The organism is Fretibacterium fastidiosum, assembly GCF_964642095.1.
In the GTDB taxonomy this organism is placed as follows: domain Bacteria; phylum Synergistota; class Synergistia; order Synergistales; family Aminobacteriaceae; genus Fretibacterium; species Fretibacterium fastidiosum.
Genome location: NZ_OZ209244.1, coordinates 180,492 through 200,483 on the forward strand (window position 1 = coordinate 180,492; position 19,992 = coordinate 200,483).

Genomic DNA, 19,992 nt, shown 5'->3' on the forward strand with positions numbered 1-19,992 from the left:
GGTAGGCGCCGAACGCAGTGAGCCGGGTCGGTCGCTTATAACACCTTCTCTCACTTCCTGCCGTTGCATTTAGGGCGTAAATCCAGGAAAATAGAATGAAAAGCGCAGATTTTCGGAACGGACTTACAGGGCCGGCGCCCCTGCGCCGCGGCGGAATTCGTGTTATTCGGGAGGTGGTCGTCATGGGAGAGGTCAGCGTGGACACGATCTATCGGCCGGAGAGGGACGCGGCTCTGGCGGCGCTCCTGAAGGCAAACGACCTCACGCTACCAGAGGGGGCGGACGAGGGCGTGGGGCTCTACGAAGACGGGCACCTCGTGGGGTGCGGCTTCCTGAAGGGGAACCTGCTGCAGGGGGTCGCCGTCGATGCGGCGCACCGCGGGGAAGGGCTCTCCGCCACGCTCATCACGGCCCTGATCCAGAGGGCCGTCCAGCGCGGCATCACCTATTGGCAGGTGATCACCAAGCCCGACATGGAGCGTTTTTTCGCCGGCCTCGGATTTCGCCGGGTGGCGGACGCACGGCCCTACGCCGTCCTTCTGGAGGCTGGAAGCGGCAGCGCCTCGGCCTACTCGGAGGGCCTTCGGCGTCAGGCGGAGGGCAGGCCCACACCCCGCGCCTGCGTCGTGATGAACGCCAACCCCTTCACGCTGGGCCATCGGCGCCTCGTGGAGCGGGCCGCCTCGGAGAACCCCTGGGTGTGGGTGCTGGCCGTGCGCGAGGACCGGTCGGAGTTCCCCTTCGACGTCCGATTCCGGCTGATGCGCGAGGGCACGGCGGACCTGACCAACGTCGAGGTTCTGTCGGGGGGCGAGTACGTCATCTCCGCGCGCACCTTCCCCGCCTACTTCACGCGGCAGGAGTCGCTGGCCTCGGCGCAGGGCACGCTGGACGCAGCCGTCTTCTGCGATCTCGTGGCCCCTGCCCTCGGCGTCGCGAGGCGTTACGTGGGGACGGAGCCCTTCAGCCCGTCCACGGCGCGCTACAACGAGGCGCTCCTCGAGCAGCTGCCGAAGCGCGGCATCCAGGTCGTGGTGGTGGAGCGGGCCTCCGTAAACGGGGAGGCCGTCAGCGCGTCGCGGGTGCGGGCCGCGTTGGCCGCCGGGGACTGGGACACCGTTCGGGCCATGACGCCGGACAGCACGTATCGATACCTCCAGGAGCGGCGGGCAGGCTGACCCAGAGACAAAAAAAGGGGCGGGGCGGTGTTTCCGCCCCGCCGGCCGAGGGTCAGGCCCGGAAGCCCACGTCGCCGCGCTACAGGTACTGCGACAGGATGATCGCAGCGACCATCAGCGGAATGTTGAAGTGCAGGAACGTGGGGACACAGGTGTCCCAGATGTGGTCGTGCTGGCCGTCCGCGTTCAGGCCCGCCGTGGGGCCGAGGGTCGTGTCGGAGGCCGGGGAGCCCGCGTCGCCGAGGGCCGCCGCCGCCGCGATCAGGAGGCAGGTCGCCGGAGTGGAGAAGCCCATGTGCTTGCAGAGCGGGACGTAGAGCACCGCCAGCACGGGGATCGTGCCGAAGGAGGTGCCGATGCCCATCGTCACCAGGAGGCCGATGAGGGTGATCATCGTCGCAGCCATGACCTTGTTGCCGCTCATGGCGTTGGCCGCCGCGTGAACCAGCTCGTCGACGCCGCCCGTCTGCTTCATGACGCCGGCATAGCCGCCCGCGATCAGCATCACGAAGGCGATCATGCCCATGATCTTGATGCCGCCCGCAAACTGGTCGTCGATCCTGCTCCATGGGACGGCTCCCAGGGCGAACATCACCACGAGTCCGCTCAGGGCGGAGAGGGGCAGAGAGTCGCTCCAGAGCTGTACCGCAACCACGACGAAGATGGCCAGGACGGTGATCCAGTGCGCCGGCTTCAGTTCCTCGGCGATGGCGTCCGTGGCCGACGTGTCCACGTCCAGCGCCTTGTACTCGCGGGGAGCGGCGTAGGAGATGAAGATGGCGATCAGCAGGCCGATGAACATCGCCACGCCGAGGTGCCACGTGTAGTGCCAGACCACGGCCGTCTCGATGGGCATGCCGTTCTCGCTCATGTTCTTCGCGATGATGCCGTGGAAGATCGTGCCGAAGCCGAAGGGAATGGCGATGTAGGGCGCCTTGAGCCCGAAGGCCAGGGAGCAGGCCGCGCCGCGGCGGTCCAGCTTCATGCGGTTGAACATGGCCAGCATCGGCGGGATCATGATGGGGATGAAGGCGATGTGGATGGGGATGAGGTTCTGGGACAGGCAGCTGACGCCCGCCAGGATCAGCAGCAGCACCGCCCGCCGGTTCCCCATCACGCGGGACATCTTCTTGCCCATGATGTCCGCAAGGCCCGTGGTGGCGATGGCTGTGGCGAAGGTGCCCAGCAGCAGGTAGGCCAGGGCCGTCTCGGCGTTGCTGCTGAACCCCTCCGTGATGATGCCCATCACGTCGCGGAACGGGATGCCGCCCACCAGGGCGCCGGCGTAGCAGGCCACCAGCATGGCCGCCAGGATATTGAGCTTGAAAAGGCACAGCACGCACAGCACGATGACGGAAACCGTTACCGGGTTGGTCAGGATAGACAATCTAACCCCTCCTTTTGTCTGATAAAGTCCGCAAGGTCAAAGATATGGCTCACAATGCGCCTCGGCCTGGGGGGCGGCCCGTCCGCCGGCCGCTTCCGCCCCTCTCGAAAATTATAACATCACCGTATCACCCCGCCGCGTGCAGGTCAAGTTCGACCTCGATGGGCTCGTCCAGGGAGACCGGCCCCTCGATAAAGGCGCTCCGCACCTCCCCAGACCGCCGGACGACCGAGGCGATCAGGGCCCCGGCGGGCTGGACGTACCGCCTGCGGAATTCGCCGTCCCGGACCTCCGCGCTCTCCGCCACCGCCGCGGCCAGGCTGCCGGACCCGCAGCTGCCCTCCTGGAACAGCGTCCCCACGGAGGGGACCTTGACGAGAGGCGTCAGCCGCTCCTCCCCCGCCGCCGCGTCGAGGCGGTTCAGGAAGACGACGCCATAGGCCTCAAGCCCGGCCATCCCCTTAAAGACCGGCTCCGCGCGGTGGAAGAACCCGCGGCTCGGAGCCGTATCACGAACCACAAGGTGAGCGATGCCGCCCAAGTGGACCAGCGTCCCCCCGAACTCTGGGACGGGGCGGACCGCAAGGGGCAGGGGCATCTCCGTCCGCGCCGTGCCTTTCGCCCAGTCCACGTCCACCGCGATGGGGTGGCCGCAGCCGCTGACCTCAATCCGCACCCTCTCAGGCGGGGGGACGCGTCCCGCTTCCCGTGCGGTCCACATGCCCCAGGCGCGGGCCGCGTTGCCGCAGAACTCGCCCCCGGCCATCTCAAGCCGGGCAGCGCCACCCATGAGGGGTGCGGAGGCGAAGCCCACCTGCTCGACCTTCATCTCCGGCAGGGCGGCGATCAGCTTTCCCGCGGCGTCGGCGCGCAGCGCGCGGTCGACGGGCGTCAGCACGAAGAGCGTGACGTTGCCCGCCGGGTCCGCGCGGACGACCTTCAGCCTCACGAGGCTCACGACGGCCTACTCCAGGTCGGGGACGTGCGCTCTCACGATCTCCAGAAGCTCGCCGCTGCGGACCATCTTCTCGACCTCCACGATGTCGGGCCAGATCTCCCGGTCCACCTCGTAGAAGGCCACCCGCTCGCGCACGTGCTTCAAGAGCGCCTCGTGCAGCGGCGTGATCCCCTGGCCGTGGGTGTCGAGGCGACGGCGGACGTCGATGGCCTGGCAGGCCGTCAAGAGCTCGTCCGCCAGCACGGAGAGGGTGTTCTGCACGATCCAGCCCGCCTTGCGCGCGGCGGTGGTTCCCATGGAAACGATGTCCTCCTGATTTGCGGAGGAGGGGATGGAGTCCACGGAGGCCGGGTGCGCCAGCACCTTGTTCTCCGACACCATGGAGGCCGCGGCGTACTGGACGATCATGAAGCCGGAGTTCACGCCAGCCTTCGTCGTCAGGAACGGGGTGAGACCGTTCGAGAGCGCCGCGTTGACCATGCGCTCCGTGCGCCGTTCAGAGATGTTGGCGAGCTCGGAGCAGGCGATGCCCAGGGTGTCGAAGGGGATGGCCATGGGCTCGCCGTGGAAGTTGCCCCCCGAAATGACGGCCTCGTCCTCCAGGAACAGCAGGGGGTTGTCCGTGACAGCGTTCAGCTCGATCTCCACCTTGTCCAGCACGTAGTCCAGCGCGTCGCGCACCGCGCCGTGGTACTGGGGCACGCAGCGCAGGGCGTAGGCGTCCTGCACCCGATCCCCCTGGCAGCGGTCCAGGATCTCGGACCCCTCCATCAGGCGGCGCATGTTGGCGGCCACCCGGATTTGCCCCCTCTGGCCGCGGACCTGGTGGACGCGCGGGTCAAAGGCGTCCTTCAGGGCGGTCAGCCCCTCGAAGGACAGGGAGGCGATGACGTCCGCCAACTGGGCCGCGCAGATCGTGTCGTAGAGGGCCAGGGCCCCGACCGACGTCATGGCGCAGGTGCCGTTCGTCATGCCCAGGCCCTCCTTGCAGGCCAGCGTGCTCAACGTGGGGATATCCGCCTTCTCCATCGCCTCCGCTCCGCTCATCTCCACGCCCCGATACAGCGCCCGTCCGCGCCCCAGGAGGGGCAGCGTCATGTGGGCCAGCGGCGCCAGGTCGCCGGAAGAGCCAAGGGAGCCCTTCTGGGGGACGACGGGCGTCACCCCCCGGTTCAACATCTCGACGAGCATCTGCACCAGGACGGGCCGCACTCCGGAGACCCCTCCGCACAGGGCGTTGGCCCGCAGGAGCATCATGCCGCGCACCACCTCGGCGGCGTAGGGGTCCCCCGTGCCCGTGCAGTGGCTCAGGATCAGGTTCGTGGAGAGCTGGTTCGACATCTCCTCCGGCACCGCCACCTTCTGGAAGTCTCCGAAGCCCGTGGTGATGCCGTAGGCCGCGCGCTTCTCCCCCGCGATCTTCTCCGCCAGCGACCGGGACCGCTCCATGGCGCGGAGGGCGGACCCGGCCAGCTCCACGGAGGCGCCAAACCGTGCAACGGCAACGAAGCCCTCAAGGGAGAGGCTCTTTCCATCCATCACAACGCGCTTCACTGCAGAAGGGTTCATGATCATCGGCCTAACCTCACTTTGCTTTTAAAATTAACATGGGGTTATGCCCCCCACCTCGGGGAGCCTTACGATTGACAGTTCTCAACGACTCAATTTCAGTGTTTCCTCAAATTATCCACCGGCACAGGCTGCTCCAGGGGGCCGGGACGAACGGGGCTGAAAAACCTCAGGAAACTCGATGCAGCCGAGGGCGGTCCGGACGGGTGCGGCGCCTCTTTACTGCACCCTGTTAAACTAGTATTTTTTCAGATCAGTAAATTTAAAATAGTGGCATTTATTTGTTTAATTATAGTTTACTATGGCTCGAAGAAAATGTAAAGGTGGCAGACGAAAAGGCGGCGGGTCAAGGCCCGCCGCCTCGTTCTCTTAGGTTCGCTCCCGCTGCCTGCCCTACTTGCCGACGCAGAAGCGGCTGAAGATGGAGTCCAGGAGGTCGTCGTCCGCTGCGATGCCCAGCGTGCGCTCCAGGGCCTTTCTGGCCGTGCCCAGAAGGGCCGCCGTCACGTCCTGTCCCATGTCGGCCTCCAGGACCCTCTGGGCCTCCGCGATGGCCTCCGCGCAGGCGCGAAGCTCCGACAGCTGCCGCGCCGTGACGTTCAGCCCCACGTCCAGCGCGCCACCCGCCGTAGCGATGGCGGCGATGGCCTCCTTGAGGGCGTCCAGGCCCTCCCCCGTCTTGGCGGAAATGGCAAGCGTCCTCCCCTCCGGGACGATGGCCCGAAGGTCGTCCTCCGTCACCGCGAGGGCCTTGTCCGCCTTGTTCAGGACGATGATCGACTCCCGCGTCCCCAGGCTGCGGATGTAATCCCGATCCGCGTCCTCCAGGGGGGCGGAGCCGTCCAAGAGCCACAGGCAGATGTCCGCCTGCTTCAGGGCCGCCCGCGCCCGCTCGATGCCGCTGGCCTCGACCTCGTCGGAGGGGACGCGCAACCCCGCCGTGTCCACCAGACGGATGGGGATGCCCCGATAGGTGACGGTCTCCTCGATGATGTCCCGCGTCGTGCCCGGCACGGCCGTCACGATGGCGCGGGACTGCTTCAGCAGGGCGTTCAGGAGGGACGATTTGCCCACGTTGGGACGGCCGGAGATGACCACGCGGATGCCCTCCCGCAGCAGGAGCCCCAGGGAGCAGCGATCCTCCAGGTCCCGCAGGGTGATGCGAAGCGTCTCCAGCGCGTCGTACAGGCCGATCGGGTCCACAGCCGGCGCCGCGTCCTCCGGAAAGTCCAGCCCCACCTCGAGGTCCCCCTGAAGGGTCAGGAGCTCGTCGCGGATCTGGCGCACGAACTCGGAGAACTCCCCCGACAGGGTCCGCGCCGCGGCCCGCAGGGCCTCCTCGCTGCGGGAACGGATGATGCCGAGCACGCTCTCCGCCTGGGACAGGTCCATGCGTCCGTTCAGGAAGGCCCGGCGGGTGAACTCCCCCGGCTCCGCCATGCGGGCCCCCCGCCGCAGCAGTCCCTCAAGACACAGCTGAGCCACCAGCGTTCCTCCGTGGGTGTGGACCTCCACCACGTCCTCGCCCGTGAAGCTGTGAGGCCCTGGGAAGTGTACCGCCAGAACCTGATCGATGGCGTTGTCCGCTCCGTCCAGGAGGGCGGCCAGGCGCATCGTCCGGGGCGGGGGAAAGCCCTTCGGCCCGAAGCGCAGGATCGACCGGGCCAGCGGCACGGCACAGGAGCCGGACACCCGCACGACGGCGATGCCCGCCTCGCCCCACGCCGTCGATATCGCAGCGACCGTGTCAGACGGAGCGTGCATGGCTGACGATCCACTCCTCGGCCTGGGCGCGGTTCGTCACCCGCCCCGTGCCGACGGCCACGTCAAGCCCGTCCAGAAGAGCACCGATAATCCGTCCTGGAGCCAACCGAAGGAGGCTCATCACCTCGTCCCCTCCGAGGAAGCGCGAGGCGCCCCCCGTTTGAAGCGCCACGGCCTTGAAGCGGCGCAGCACCTGGGCCAGACGCCATCGGTTTTCGGAGAGCGTCTCCAGGTGCGGCAGGCCCTCCGCCCGCGCGATGCAGCCCGCGAAGTCAAGCCCCGCCGCCATCGCGTCGGCCCCGTGCTCCAGCACGGCCCCGCACAGGTCCTCCTCTGTCCGAAGCTCGTAGAACCTGCGGTAGCCGTCGATGATGGCCTGCGCGGCGCGAATCGTCTCCGCCGGGATGTTCCACTGGCTCAGGAAGGAGGAGGTCAGGGCCTTGTTACGCCTCCGCTCCCCCTCGTCCCCGGCGTTCAGCGACCTGGTGCCGATTCGGCTGAAGAGCCCCGCCAGGATAAAGGCCTCGTCCTGCATGATCTTGTGGGTCGGCAGGCGCCTCTCGATGACGGACAGGGTCGCCATGACGTGGCTGAAGAACGTCCTCCCGCGCCCGTCCGGAACGGACTTCAGGTCCTCCAGGTCCTTCAGGAAGACGGGCAGGAGGCCGTAGTGGTCGCAGAGGCTGATGAAGCGCCAGGGGCGCTCCTTCATGCCGCTGATGATCTCCCGCCCCCAGCGCTCGGCGGGGATGGCGTTCATGCGCTCCGCGTGGCACCTCAGGAACTCGCGCACGTCCATGTCGGTCCGCCAGAAGACGTCCATCCCCAGCTCCGCCGCAAAGCGCAGGATGCGCACGATGCGCAGCGGGTCCCTGTCGATCAGCTCCACGTCGTCGCCCGTCAGGCGGATGACGCGGTTTCGGATGTCGCGGCGCCCGCCGAAGGGGTCCACCACCCCGCCGTCGCTGCGCAGGGCGATGGCCTCGATGCTCAGGTCCCTGCGCGCCAGGTCGTCCGCGATCGTGTCGCCTTGGAGGCTGTAAGCCCGAAAGGGCGCGCCCAGGACCGAACCCCGGAGGACGGGGAACGTGCCCCTGGCGTCAACCGTCGCACCATCCAGCCTGTCGCTCAGGGAGCTCAGGTCCTTCGCGTCCACGGCCAGCGTCATGACCTCCGGCTCGATGCCCATCTCGATCATGCGAGCGGAATCTCCGACCAGCCAGGCCCTCACGCCGGTCCTCTCCACCGTCTTGAGAACGCGCAGATGTCTCATCTCCACCACCTCCAGAAAACCGCACCCAGGAAGTGTGCCGCCGGTCATGGACTCCCCCTCCTACTCCCTTTGTTATTTAGAACCGTTTTATCCTACGATATAAGTTTAACCCAAAAGCGTCCATATATCCAGAAGAATACCACTTATATTGAATTTAATGGCAGAAATTTCCGGCGGCGTGGATGGAACTCCCAAATCCGAAGGCAAAATTTTTAACGCGCAGCAGGGGGAGGTTTTTCGCGTTTTCCGACGCACCGGACGGGTGAAAGGACGGCGTCAGCTTACCTGCACAACGGCGGGCTCGATTTCCGAATAGAGACGTCGCAACCCGTGGATTTGGGGGAATCGAAGCGCCTTTCCACGCTTCTCGATTTATGCTATCATTTTTTACGTGCATTTTTTTAACGCGGTCAAGCAAACCGGACACGACAGGAGGAACGATCATTTTGAAGGAACGGATGAACCGCCTCATCGACTCCCTCAGGCCGGAACTCTCCCGGATGTCCGACGACATCTACGATCATCCGGAGGTTGGCCTGACGGAGCGGCATGCGTCCCGACTGCTCACCGCATGGCTTGAGGGGCGGGGCTTTGCCGTGGAGCGCGGCGTGGGGGGGCTTGAGACGGCGTTTCGCGCCGTCTGGCGCCAGGGGGAGGGTGGCCCTCGCATCGGGCTACTCTGCGAGTACGACGCGCTGCCGGCCCAGGGACACGCCTGCGGACACCAGATGCAGGGCCCCTGCATCCTGGGGGCGGCCGCGGCCCTGAAGGATGGGGGCATCGAGGCGCCCTTCAGCGTCGTCGTCTACGGGACGCCGGCGGAGGAGACGGTGAGCGGAAAGGTCCTCATGCTGAAGCACGGGGACTGCTTCAACGACATCGACGTCGCCCTGATGATGCACGGCAGCGGCGAGACGACGACGGACGTCAAGTCCATGGCCCTGACCAGCTTCACGGTGACGTACCACGGCCGGGCGGCTCACGCGGCCATCCGGCCCGAGGAAGGACGCAGCTCGCTGGACGCCATGATCCTGGCCTTTCAGGGGGTGGAGTTCCTGCGGGAGCACGTGAAGGAGGACGTCCGCATGCACTACAACCTAACGGACGGCGGCGGAACGGGAGCCAACACGGTGCCGGCCCTCACGAGGGCGCAGTTCTACGTCCGCTCCTACAACCGCGCGGTGCTGAGGGCCGTCATCGAGCGCTTCAAAAAGGTGTTGCAGGGCGCGGCCATGATGACGGAGACGGAGCTCGAGCTCGACGAGGGCAAGAGCATCGACAACAAGATCCCCGCGCTGAAGCTCAACGAAGTGATCCTGGAAAACGCCCGCGCGGTGGGGGCGCCGGTCATCCGTCCCCCCCGGCAGAAGACGGGCTCCACGGACCTGGGGAACGTCATGCAGGTCATGCCCGGCTCCTGCATCCGCGTCGCCTTCGTGCCGGAGGGCACGGCCTCCCACTCCCAGGCCTACCTCGACGCAGGCAAGACGGAAAGCGCCCACGACGCCGTCGTCTTCGGGGCCAAGATCCTGGCGGGCACGGCGGAGGACCTGATCGTCACTCCCGGCCTGCTGGACGAGATTCAGGAGGAGTTCCGGTCCAACAAGGCGGCCCTCGATGCCGAGGCGTAGGCCCGCAGATACCGTTTTCCATCGTTAAGGAGGTCTTTGTCGTGTCCGAGGAAAAAAACGCCGCTATCGCCGTAAAGCCCAGGAAAGCGATGAACACGCTCGTGATCATCTTTGCCGTCGTGTGCCTGGCCTGCCTCATGACGTGGGTCATCCCCGCGGGAGAGTTCAGCCGCGTCAAGCTGGAATCGGGGAGGTCCGTGGTGGACGGCGGCTCGTTCCACTGGGTCCAGAACGCTCCGGTGAACTTCCTCCTCATCCCGCTGCACATCGCGAAGGGAGCCAGGAGCGCCGCGGACCTGCTCTTCATGCTCCTGTGCTCCGGCGCGGCCTTCGCCATCGTGATCCAGTCGGGCGCCATGCACTCCTCCATCGGGGAGCTGGCCCTGAAGTACCGCGGACGCAAGACCCTGTTCGTCCTGGGCATGTTCGTCCTGTTCTGCCTCATCATGCTGACGCGCGGCCTGGTGGAGTTCGTGGCCTTCGCCCCCGTGCTCGTGATGATCTGTCTGGCACTGGGGCTGGACTCGATCACCGCCGTCGCCATCATGACGGGAGGCACGGCCTGCGGCTTCGCCACGGGCATGCTGCAGCCCAGCACGACGCTCATCGCCCAGGAGCTGGCCGGCCTGCCGCCCTTCTCCGGCATCGAGTTCCGCGCGCTCTGCTTCGTCCTCTACACGATCCTTACGGGCTTCCTGATCTGGCGCTACGCCGTGAAGATATCCAGGGACCCGACCGCCTCCCCCATGTACGACCTGGACCGCGAGGAGAGCCTGAGGGACCCCGACGCCATCCGGGCCTACGGTCCCATGGACCCTGGCAAGTGGCTGGTCTGCCTGGCCACCGTCGCCTCCATGGCGCTCATGGTCTGGGGCAGCATCCGGTGGAAGTGGCAGTACCAGGAGCTCTCCGCCACATTCATCGGCCTTGCCATCGCTGCGGGGGCCTTCGCCCGGATGAGCCCCTCCGCCATCGCCAAGACCTTCGTCGAGGGCGCGAAGACCATGGTCATGGTGTTCTTCCTGGTCGCCTCGGCCCGGGCCATCTCAAGCATCCTCACGGATGGCCGCGTGCTGGACACCATCGTCTACGGCCTGGGCGAGGGGCTGAAGAGGGTTCCGGCGGTCCTTCAGGGGCCGGCCATGTTCATCGCCAACCTCCTGATCAACACGGTCATCCCGTCGGGGTCGGGCCAGGCCGCCGCGGTGATGCCCATCATGCTGCCCCTGGCGGACCTCATCGGGATGACGCGCCAGACGGCCATCCTGGCCTTCAACTTCGGCGACGGCTTCTGCAACTGGGTGATCCCCACGAGTTCGGCGCTGATGGCGGTTCTGGGCATCGTCAACATGCCCTTCGAGCGCTGGATGAAGTACAGCTGGCGCGTGTTCTGCTGGTGGGTGGCGCTGGGCTGCATCCTGGTGGCCGTCGCTCAGGCGATCCACCTGGGGCCCTTTTAAGCCTGGGAGGGGACGCGATGAAAAGACTGATCCCCGGCGACGCCTTAGGCGCTCTTTCCCGACGCGGCAGACTGACTTCGCGCGAGAGCAGTCCTGGAAATATCCAGGGCCGCTCTCGCGTCCTCCGTCAGACGGCCTTTGGAAGTTACCGAAGCACCTCGAGCTCCTTGCTGTAGCGGTTCAGCCTCTCGCAGCCCTCCTCCGTCACCAGGACCAGGTCCTCGATCCGCACGCCAATGTCGTCCTTCAGGTAGATGCCCGGCTCGATGGAGAAGATCATTCCCGGCTCCGTCATGCGGCAGTCCGCCGGCGACACGTCGCCGTACTCGTGCGTTTCAAGCCCAATGAAGTGTCCGAGGCGGTGAGTGAAGTTCGGCCCATACCCCGCCGCCGTGATGACGTCCCGCGCCAGGGCGTCGATGTCGCAGAGCCTCACCCCCGGCCTCACGCCGGCCTCCGCCGTTTCCTGAGCCCGCCGCACCGTCTCGTAGACCTGACGATGGTGCTCCGACGCCGAGCGCCAGAAGAACGTCCGCGTCATGTCCGAGCAGTAGCCGTCCTTTCGGCAGCCCACGTCGAACAGGACGCAGTCCCCTTCCTTGAGGATCGTTCCGTCCGGCGCGTGGTGCGGGTCCGCCGCGTTGGCGCCGAAGGCCACCAGGGGGCTGAAGGAGAAGCCCTCCGCCCCCAGCTCGAGGTAGATGTCCAGGAGCTGGCGGGCGACCTCCGCCTCCGTGACACCCTCGTGAACGAGGCCTTTGAAGCGCCCCATGGCTTGATCGTTGACGCGGGAGGAGGCGGCCATCCTCTCCCGCTCCTCCGCGTCCTTCACGCCCCGGGCCAGGTCCACGGCCGGCGAGGCGACGATCAGGTCCTCCGGCGCCCAGCGCTCCAGGAGCGACAGCAGGAAGCGCGCCGGCATCCCCTTGTCGACGCCCAGCTTTCCAACGTTCCCGCGGTGGAGGCGCTCCGTCACGAGAGCCATCACCGGGTCCCCGTCCGAGTGGAGGACGACCTCCAGGTCCGGGTCCTCCTTCAGCCCGAACAGCCGGTTTGCGAAGAGGATGGGACGGCCACCCCCGCGCAGGCAGAGCGCGAAGAACCGCTCCATGGGGCGAACGTCCTGCCCCGTCAGGTAGAGGATGGACAGGGGATCCATCAGAAGAAAATCCGTCACCCCAAGCTCCCGCATCCCGCACAGCACCCGCTTCACGCGATCTCCGTTCATCGTCAACGCTCCTCCTTCACATTCAAGGCAGGGCCCCGCCTCGACGGCGCGGGCCCTGCTCTCTCATTATAATACGGAAAGCGTGCGTCCCAGGTTACGACAGCCCGTTCCCCTCCGTCAAGCGTCCGTCGACCATGGTGTACACCCGGTCGGCGAAGTCAAGGGTGTCCAAGTCGTGCGACACGACGAGGAGCGTGGTCCCGTCGTCCTGCAGCGCCGCAAGGCACTCCATCACGCCGCGGCGGGAAACCGCGTCCAGGTCCGAGGTGGGCTCGTCCGCGATCACGATGGAGGGCCGGTTGACGAGGGCGCGGGCGATGAGGGCCCGGCGCAGCTCGCCCCCCGAAAGGTCCTCCGGGTAGGCGTCCGCTAGCCCCTCGATCCCGAAGCGCGAGAGCAGGAGGCGCGCGGCCCCTTCCCCGTCGCCTCCGTGGGGCCACAGAACGAAGGGCAGGAGCACGTTCTCCAGCACCGTCAGGCCCGGCAGCGCGGACGGTCCCTGTGGAATGAAGCCAATCGCGTCGCAGCGCAGGCGCGAGAGCCGGGCGTCCTCCAAGTCCGCCAGGTTCTGCCCCAGCAGCTCGACGGAGCCGGCAGTCGGTGAGAGCATCCCCGCCGCCAGGTTCAGGAGCGTGGATTTGCCGCTTCCAGAGCGTCCGATAATGCTGACGCAGCTACCAGCCTCAACGTCCAGGCTCACGTGGTCCACCGCCAGGAAGCGCCGGCCCCCCCGGCGGTACTCCCGACAGAGGTCGTTCAAGCGAAGCACCGGAGCCATGGTCACGCCTCCCTCATCGCGGCGCTGATGTCGGTCCGCCCCGCCCTCAGGGCCGCCGAGAGCGCCGAAAGGAGGCCCGTCAGCACCGCCGTTGCTAACGAGCCCGTCGCTAAAAGCGACAACACCAGGGGGGACGGCAGCAAAAAGGGCATACGAAGGGCCGAGGCCAGCCCGGAGGCCAGGGTCGCCAGGGCCGCGATCGCCAGCAGCACCCCAAGGGACGCGCCCCAGAGGCTCTCCAGCAGTGCCTCTCCCAGAACGAGGCACACCAGCTTGCCGCGGCTTGCTCCCAGCGCGCGAAGCACGCCCATCTCCCGCCTCCGCTCCGCCAGAGTCACGGCAAAGAGCAGCGCGATAACGCACGCGGCAAGCAACCACACCAGCGCCCCGACACCCTTCAGAACCCAGGACACCGCAGCGAGGTTCGCCCCGATGCTGTTCACGAATTTCTTGCTGAAGAGGGCGTAGATGCCCCTGCCGTTGAAGCGCCGGTTGATCTCCTGAGCCGTGGCCACGGAATCGTGTCCCGACTCGAGTTTGATCATCACGGCGGAGATCAGGCTGTCGTCGCTGGTGAGGGGGTGCTTGAAGATGCGCTCCGCCTCGCGGGCCAGCGCCACGATGGTGGGACGGGTCACGAAGACCGCCGCGTCAAAGCCCATGCCCGTCTGGTGGAGCCGACCGGCGATGCGGAGCTCCTTCCCGAAGAACTTGAGCGTCTCTCCCGTCTCTCCGACGACGCGGCAGCCCACGACAGCCTCTCCGTCCGTCAGAGCGCGCCGAAGCTCCCCGTCCAGCCATGGCTTGATGATGAAGTCCGTGTCGAAGTCCACGCCAATCAACTGCAGAGGGTAGGAGCAGCAGGAAGCCCTGAGCGTCGCCAGAAAGACCTGTGGGGACATGCGGGCGATCCCCTCCACGCCCCCCAGGAGCTCCAGGACATCTCCCGGCAGGTAGAAGCTCGATGGCTCACCCGACAGCAGGATGCTGTCCACGTGGGGGTCGTACCCCTCCGGTACCACCATGACGTCCGCGCCCAGACGGTTTGCCATGCTCTCCGCTCCGGATGAAAGGCCCATGAAGAGGGCGGAGCCGGCGCAGAGGAAGAAGGAGAGCAGGAGCACTGCCGCGATGAGGCAGGCGCTGCGGCCAGGCCTGCGGCGGACGTTCCTCCGCGCGATGCCCAGCGTGGAGAGCGATCGGGTCAACGTACCATACTGCACCTCAGCGTTTCCCCACGAAGCCCGAAACGAGGCCCGCAATCCCGATGAGGACGATCGCCAGGACGATCCAGCCCACGACGGGCATGGTCACGGCGCGGCAGGCGTGGTTCGCCATTCCGCAGAGCCCCACGGCCCAGCCCGTTCCGGCAATGTGGATGATGTCGTTAGGGGCCAGCCAGGCCAGGAGAGCCGCTGCCGCCGCCAGGAGAAAGCTCCAGCTCTTCCACCAGGCCAGAATGGAGAACAGAACGACCAACACTCCAATGGCCGTGATCAGGATGCCGCTGTACCAGCAGAGCATGTGTCCGCCGTCCGGCTTGGGCATGGAACAGACCGGCCAGAGGACGAAGGGCGTCAGAGCCAACAGGACGCCCAGGAACGCTTCAAAGACCGCAAGACGTCGAGTCATCTCCGTGCCTCCTCGAGGGCCTGCTTCACCGCGTTCCGAAAGTCCAGAAGCGACACCGTGGCGCCTGACACGGCATCGATCCCGTCGACGTTCTGGGACTCGATCAACTTTTTCGGGTACTCTCCGATGCCCTGAAGGGCCGTCTGGGCCATGCGGAAGTTCGCCTCAGAGCTCCCCTCGCCGTAGTGGGCGTCCTTGACGTTTCCGTCGTCGTCCAGGGCCTCCATATCGCATTTCGCGATCCTGCCGTCTGCGATCGTCAGCGTGACCTTCGTCTCTCCGAAGGCTCCGGAGGCGCTTCCGCTGTAGACGCCGTCCCGATATCCAACCGGCCGCAGGTTCATGAACCCTGCGGTCCCGGCGACCATCAGGGCCGCTGCCCCGACAAGCAACAACGTGTGTTTCTTCATCGTCTTATCCTTCCTTTCAAACATTCCCCATAGATTAAACTGTACCAATCACCAAAAGCGGACGCTCAGCGATCCGACCGGACGACCTTCAGCTCGAGCGCCTGCCCGAAGGTGCCGCTCTGGTCCACGTCGTCCACGATTTTGCCGTACTCCAGCACGATCTTGCGCTGTGCCACATCCCCCACCTCCGGGTCGTGCGTCACCACGATGATGGTGACCCCCTCCTCGTGGAGCCTGCGGAAGATGTCCACCACGATGCCCTCGTTCTCCTCGTCCAGGTTGCCCGTGGGCTCGTCGCCCAGCAGGATCATGGGGGAGTTGATGAGGGCGCGGGCGATGCAGACGCGCTGCTGCTCTCCGCCCGACAGCTGGCTTGGAAGGTGCCGGGCCCGCTCCGCAAGCCCCACCTTGGCCAGCGCCTCCATGGCCTCCTCCTCGTCGGGCATGCTGTGGTAGTACTGAGCCAGCATGACGTTCTCGACGGCGGTGAGGTAGCTGATGAGGTGAAACTGCTGGAAGATCAGGCCGATCTTGTCCCGCCGGATCCGCGTCAGGCTCGCGGCGTTCTCGCGGCTGATGTCCACCCCGTCCAGGACGACGCTGCCCTCCGACGGCGTGTCCATGCACCCGATGATGTTGATCATCGTGGTCTTACCGCTGCCGGAAGGGCCCATGATGGACAGCCAGTCGCCCCTGTTCACGGACAGGTTGATGTCGGACAGGGCCCGCAGCGTTCCGTAGATCTTCGAGACGTTCTTCAACTCCAAAATCGCTTGCGACACGTTATTCCCCCCTCAGCACGATGGCCGGATGGATGTCCATCACCCTGCGGACCGGCAGAATCGAGGCCAGCACCGTGACGGCAATAAAGACTGCGATGGTGATGGGGATGAGGGACCACTGGAAGTTGATGGCCCTGCCAAAGACGTTCAGGCTGACGCGCTGGGCGAACTCGAACCCCAGCCATACGCCAAGCGCCCCGCCGATGAAGCCCAGGAACACGCCCTCGCCCAGGAGCTCTCCCATCACGAGGCCGTTCTCCGCGCCCAGCGCCTTCTTCAGCGCGATCTCGCGGTAGCGCTCCGCCACCATGGCGGTCATCGTCGTGTAGACGGAGATCATGGTGATGATGAGCACCACGACGGTCACCAGCAGGACCAGCGCCTGCAGCTTGCCCAGCACGATGTCCTGCGACTGCGTCAGGCGGCGGACGGCCCGGGGCAGCGCGCCGGGGACCTCCGCCTCCAGTTTCGCGGAGAGGGACGCCAGCTGCGTCGCGTCGGCCACCACACTGCACTCCACGACGTCGCATCGGAAGGCGTCGCCCACCAGCTCATCCAGCATGTCGACGTCCGCGAAGATGAAGCCCTCCTCCGCACCGCCTGTAGTGACGATGCCGCACACCGAAAAGCGCCGGCTGAAGTTCTGGCTGGCCAGGTCCCGCTTCTGGTTCTCCTCCGCGGTCAGGTTCTGGCCCGACGCCACGGCCTGGTGCCCGTACTTCACGCCCTGAACGGTGAAGGCGTCGCCCAGGCTCAGGTTCAGGGTGTCCGCGATCTCACGTCCCACCATCACGCGGTCCGGCTCCTCCGCAGAGGCCCACTGCCCCTCGACGTACCAGAAGGGGCTGTTCTTCTTCGCCTCGGGCAGGTCCGTCCCGGCGATGATGTAGGGCTGCTCGTTGATCTTCACCGTCTGATAGCGGTAGGGTGCCATCCCCACGATGCGGTCCGACCCCAGGACGTCCCGAACCTTGACCAGCTCCTCGCGCGTGATTCGGGCGTCGCCCTTCGGCAGGATGATGAGGTTCGCCCCGTAGGATCGGAACTCCCGTCCCAGCTGACGGGGGATGTCGTAGTAGATCGTCACAAGCCCCGAAAGGATCGTGGCGCCGATGGCGATCGCCAGCACCGCGATGATGAGCCGAGAGGCGCGGCGGACCAGGGAGCTCGTCACCATCCGCAGGTACATTCGTCGGCGGCTGCCGTGCCGCACGCCGCTATGCATATTTTCGCTGTTTTCCATGAAGAACCTCCGTAGACTTCGCGGAAAAGCCGCTCGCTTTTCCCGAACGCTCACTTTCCATGAAGGACCTCCGTAGGCTTCAGGGCCATCAGGTAGCGGATGGCCGGGACGCTCCCCAGGAGGGTGACGAAGAACAGGATCACCGCCACGATCAGGATGACCATCCGAGCGATCTCGATGGTGGAGCCGAAGACCGTCTGTCCGATGAGCTGAGCGAAGCCGATGCCGACGAAGTAGCCCACGGCACCGCCCAGGACAGAGGTCATCATGACCTCCGTCAGCACCAGGAGGGCGATCTGCCAGTTCTGCGCACCCAGCGCCTTCATCAGCCCCAGCTCCTGGCTACGTTCGATCACGCTCGCTGTGATGAGGTTCGAGATGGCCAGAGCCGAGCCGATGGAGCTCAGGATCGTGATCAGGACCATCAGGAGCGTCGTCTTGTTCAGGATCGTCCCCTCGGACTCCGCGACCTGCCGCACGGGCCGCGCCACCCCGTCGCGCACCACCTCCTGGATCTGGTGGCAGATGGCGCTGACGTAGGCCGTGCAGTACCACGTTTCATACTCGTCGGGGGAGAGGCTCTTGGGGTTTTGAGCCGCCTTGCGGGCCAGGTCGTTGTCCGGCGTCGTCAGAGCAGAGACCTCAATGGTGGACACGCAACCGGGCAGGTCCATTAGCTCCTGCACCATCCGCAGCGTACCGATGACCTCCGTGTCCGCGTTGCTCCCATCGGTGAAGACGCCCTTCACGGTCACCCGCTTCGTCCGTCCTCCGCTGCTCAGGGTCAGGACGTCCCCCGGCTTGATGTCGTTCCGACCCGCCAGGAGGCTCCCCACCATCACGAAGTCGTCGTCGGCCTCGCCGATCCAGTCGCCCTTCAGGTCGCGCGCCCACCAGCTGCGCAGGTCGCGCAGGCCCGTGTCCACCGTCTCGCCCGTATTGAGCTCCGCGTGCTTCCGCATCCACGTGCCCACGACGGTCACGGGGCCAACGCCCTGAAGCTCCACCCTGCCATTCAGCATGGGGGCGAAGCCGATGATGTTGAAGCCCCAGAAGATGGACTTCAACTTCATCACGTCCTCCTCCCGAAGGAACTTGTCCGTGACGCCCTGCCCCTCGTTCAGGCCGTAGAGGTCGCTCATGAGCGCGGCCTCCTTGTGGCGCACCGTGATGTTGGCGCCGTAGACCTTCAGCTCGCGGTTGACCTTGTCGCCCACCCCCAGCATGACGTTCATCATGGCGGTGGAGAGTGACACGCCCAGCACCACAGTGAAGGCGATCATCAGCATCTTGCCCTTCTGGCGGACCAGCGTCCGCCCTATCATTCTCCAGAACAACGCACGAACCTCCCCCGTGGGGCCCGCTCAGCGCAGGCCCGGTCAAGGTCGAAAACCAGAGGGACCGCCGCGCGGACGGCGCCGTAGGACGGCCCCCCGGAAAACCCGTCACTTAAACCGCTTCTCATGGCGCTCCAGGTCCCGCACGTCGATGAAGATCTTCGACGCCCGAATCTCGTAGGGGAAGGGGATGGGGTTGCACCCGCCATGGAAGCCGATGGTGTTCTTGTTCATCACCACGTCGCACCGGCGGCAGACGACCTCCTCCTCTCCCCGCTCGTAATAGCCCGCGATGCCACAGATCTCGCAGGCGTCCAGCCCGACGCCGTAGGCTCCGCCCACGGGCTTCTTCACCACCAGGAACCGGACGTCGAAGCCGTTTGGCGTGTGGTAGGAGAACTTGTGCAGGTGGCCGTCGTCCACCTGGTTCAGCGGGATCGTGATGATGCCGTCCTCCAGGGCGTACTCCTCCGGCTGCACCTCCGCAGGCGGGCGCGTGTCGTAGTAGCGCAGCACCACCACGATGAAGACCGCGATTGCGCACCAGAGAAGCAGGCTCCAGGACCATCGGCGGCAGTTGCGAAGCCGCGCCTTTTCCTTGCGGAGCAGCGCCCGGTTGGGGTAGGTCCCCAGCGGGCGGCGGTGAGTCGCGACGACCCAGACCAGCATCGCGACAGCCAGGGCCAGCTGGAGGAACAGGAAGACGTCAGGATGGGCGTCCCCGAAGATCATGACCTGGAACACCAGGTCCGTGAGGCGAATGACCTTGAGTCGCTGCAGCGCCGCCACGGCCATCGTGCCGTACCCCAGAAAGAAGACCCCGACAGAGAGGAGCAGGAAGCCCTCGCCCACCTGAGATGGGAGGGCGGAGTGGACCTCATCCGCGCTGAGGCACAGGAGTAGACAGACGATGATGCCGAGCGAGAAGCCGAGGGCGCGCAGCAGGGCGTTGGTGCTGATGCCGCTCTCCCCGAAGTAGACGAACTCGCGGGTGAACTGCAGCACCGAGGGCGTGACGTGCGTCAGCGCCAGGAGCGCCAGGACGGACAGCAGGAGCGTCAGGAACAGCGACGGACCGCCGTCCTGGCGCCGAAAGAGCAGGGCAAGGAGAGCCGACAGCGCGGAGAGGGCCGCCGCGGCGGCGATGGCGACCACGAGCCAGCGGTTGAAGCTGATCAGGATGAGGTTCGTGCCCTTCGGATCCCACAGGCGAACGCCGAAGGCCACACAGCCCAGGAGCAGCCCCGCGACGGCGCCGAACCGGGCCATGCGGCGCCGGACCGGGCCGCCTCCCGAAGCGAAGCTGAGGATGATGCCCAGCAGCACGGCTGGGGAGGCAAGATGATCCACGACGGATACAAG

General features: G+C 66.2%; 17 protein-coding genes. 3 read left to right on the top strand and 14 right to left on the bottom strand.

All coding sequences use genetic code 11. The features are described from left to right. The first annotated feature begins 182 nt into the window (after positions 1–182). The gene (gene citC, locus ACK28C_RS00785; protein ID WP_015555967.1) at positions 183–1,178 is read left to right on the top strand and encodes a [citrate (pro-3S)-lyase] ligase; all 996 of its coding nucleotides are present in this window, start codon (positions 183–185) and stop codon (positions 1,176–1,178) included. A gap of 79 nt (positions 1,179–1,257) precedes the next feature. Here the strand turns inward: citC and ACK28C_RS00790 are convergent, their stop codons facing one another. From ACK28C_RS00790 to ACK28C_RS00810, 5 genes are all read right to left on the bottom strand, one after another. After that, positions 1,258–2,565, bottom strand: a complete 1,308-nt coding sequence (locus ACK28C_RS00790; protein WP_208872551.1) for a Na+/H+ antiporter family protein — start codon at positions 2,563–2,565, stop codon at positions 1,258–1,260. A gap of 127 nt (positions 2,566–2,692) precedes the next feature. Further along, positions 2,693–3,523, bottom strand: coding sequence for a hypothetical protein (locus ACK28C_RS00795; protein WP_208872550.1), 831 nt, complete (start codon positions 3,521–3,523; stop codon positions 2,693–2,695). A 6-nt stretch (positions 3,524–3,529) separates the two neighbouring features. Further along, positions 3,530–5,098, bottom strand: coding sequence for a histidine ammonia-lyase (gene hutH, locus ACK28C_RS00800; RefSeq protein WP_015555966.1), 1,569 nt, complete (start codon positions 5,096–5,098; stop codon positions 3,530–3,532). A gap of 387 nt (positions 5,099–5,485) precedes the next feature. Next, positions 5,486–6,856 carry a tRNA uridine-5-carboxymethylaminomethyl(34) synthesis GTPase MnmE gene (gene mnmE / locus ACK28C_RS00805; RefSeq protein WP_015555965.1) on the bottom strand — a complete coding sequence of 457 codons (1,371 nt, stop codon included), beginning with the start codon at positions 6,854–6,856 and terminating at the stop codon, positions 5,486–5,488. After that, a complete protein-coding gene (locus ACK28C_RS00810) occupies positions 6,840–8,177 on the bottom strand; it encodes a CCA tRNA nucleotidyltransferase (protein WP_015555964.1) in 1,338 nt (445 codons plus the stop codon). Before ACK28C_RS00810 ends, mnmE begins: the two co-directional genes overlap by 17 nt. A 398-nt stretch (positions 8,178–8,575) precedes the next feature. On the opposite strand from ACK28C_RS00810, the gene ACK28C_RS00815 reads away from it, so the two are divergent. Then, a complete protein-coding gene (locus ACK28C_RS00815; RefSeq protein WP_208872548.1) occupies positions 8,576–9,760 on the top strand; it encodes a M20 family metallopeptidase in 1,185 nt (394 codons plus the stop codon). A gap of 41 nt (positions 9,761–9,801) precedes the next feature. Next, positions 9,802–11,220, top strand: a complete 1,419-nt coding sequence (locus ACK28C_RS00820) for a YfcC family protein (RefSeq protein WP_208872547.1) — start codon at positions 9,802–9,804, stop codon at positions 11,218–11,220. Positions 11,221–11,365: 145 nt separating this feature from the next. On the opposite strand, the gene ACK28C_RS00825 is transcribed toward ACK28C_RS00820, so the two are convergent. The 9 genes from ACK28C_RS00825 to ACK28C_RS00865 form a co-directional block, all read right to left on the bottom strand. After that, the gene (locus ACK28C_RS00825) at positions 11,366–12,448 is read right to left on the bottom strand and encodes a Xaa-Pro peptidase family protein (protein WP_015555963.1); all 1,083 of its coding nucleotides are present in this window, start codon (positions 12,446–12,448) and stop codon (positions 11,366–11,368) included. Positions 12,449–12,542: 94 nt separating this feature from the next. Further along, complete coding sequence (locus ACK28C_RS00830) at positions 12,543–13,226, bottom strand: ABC transporter ATP-binding protein (RefSeq protein ID WP_015555962.1); 684 nt, start codon at positions 13,224–13,226, stop codon at positions 12,543–12,545. Between the two features lie 2 nt (positions 13,227–13,228). Continuing rightward, positions 13,229–14,449, bottom strand: coding sequence for an ABC transporter permease (locus ACK28C_RS00835; protein ID WP_243440554.1), 1,221 nt, complete (start codon positions 14,447–14,449; stop codon positions 13,229–13,231). Position 14,450: 1 nt separating this feature from the next. Then, positions 14,451–14,858 carry a DUF4418 family protein gene (locus ACK28C_RS00840; protein ID WP_015555961.1) on the bottom strand — a complete coding sequence of 136 codons (408 nt, stop codon included), beginning with the start codon at positions 14,856–14,858 and terminating at the stop codon, positions 14,451–14,453. After that, positions 14,855–15,268, bottom strand: a complete 414-nt coding sequence (locus ACK28C_RS00845; RefSeq protein ID WP_015555960.1) for an FMN-binding protein — start codon at positions 15,266–15,268, stop codon at positions 14,855–14,857. The genes ACK28C_RS00840 and ACK28C_RS00845 overlap by 4 nt, the downstream gene beginning before the upstream one ends. 65 nt (positions 15,269–15,333) lie before the next feature. Next, positions 15,334–16,050, bottom strand: a complete 717-nt coding sequence (locus ACK28C_RS00850; protein ID WP_243440553.1) for an ABC transporter ATP-binding protein — start codon at positions 16,048–16,050, stop codon at positions 15,334–15,336. Position 16,051: 1 nt separating this feature from the next. Next, positions 16,052–17,293 (bottom strand): ABC transporter permease, encoded by a 1,242-nt coding sequence (locus ACK28C_RS00855; RefSeq protein WP_243440552.1) that lies wholly within the window; start codon positions 17,291–17,293, stop codon positions 16,052–16,054. A gap of 50 nt (positions 17,294–17,343) precedes the next feature. Further along, positions 17,344–18,630: an ABC transporter permease gene (locus ACK28C_RS00860; RefSeq protein ID WP_208872546.1), complete on the bottom strand. Its 1,287-nt coding sequence runs from the start codon at positions 18,628–18,630 to the stop codon at positions 17,344–17,346. Between the two features lie 108 nt (positions 18,631–18,738). Then, entirely contained in the window at positions 18,739–19,980 is a 1,242-nt protein-coding gene (locus tag ACK28C_RS00865; protein WP_243440551.1) for a Fe-S-containing protein, read from the bottom strand. Positions 19,981–19,992: the final 12 nt, after the last annotated feature.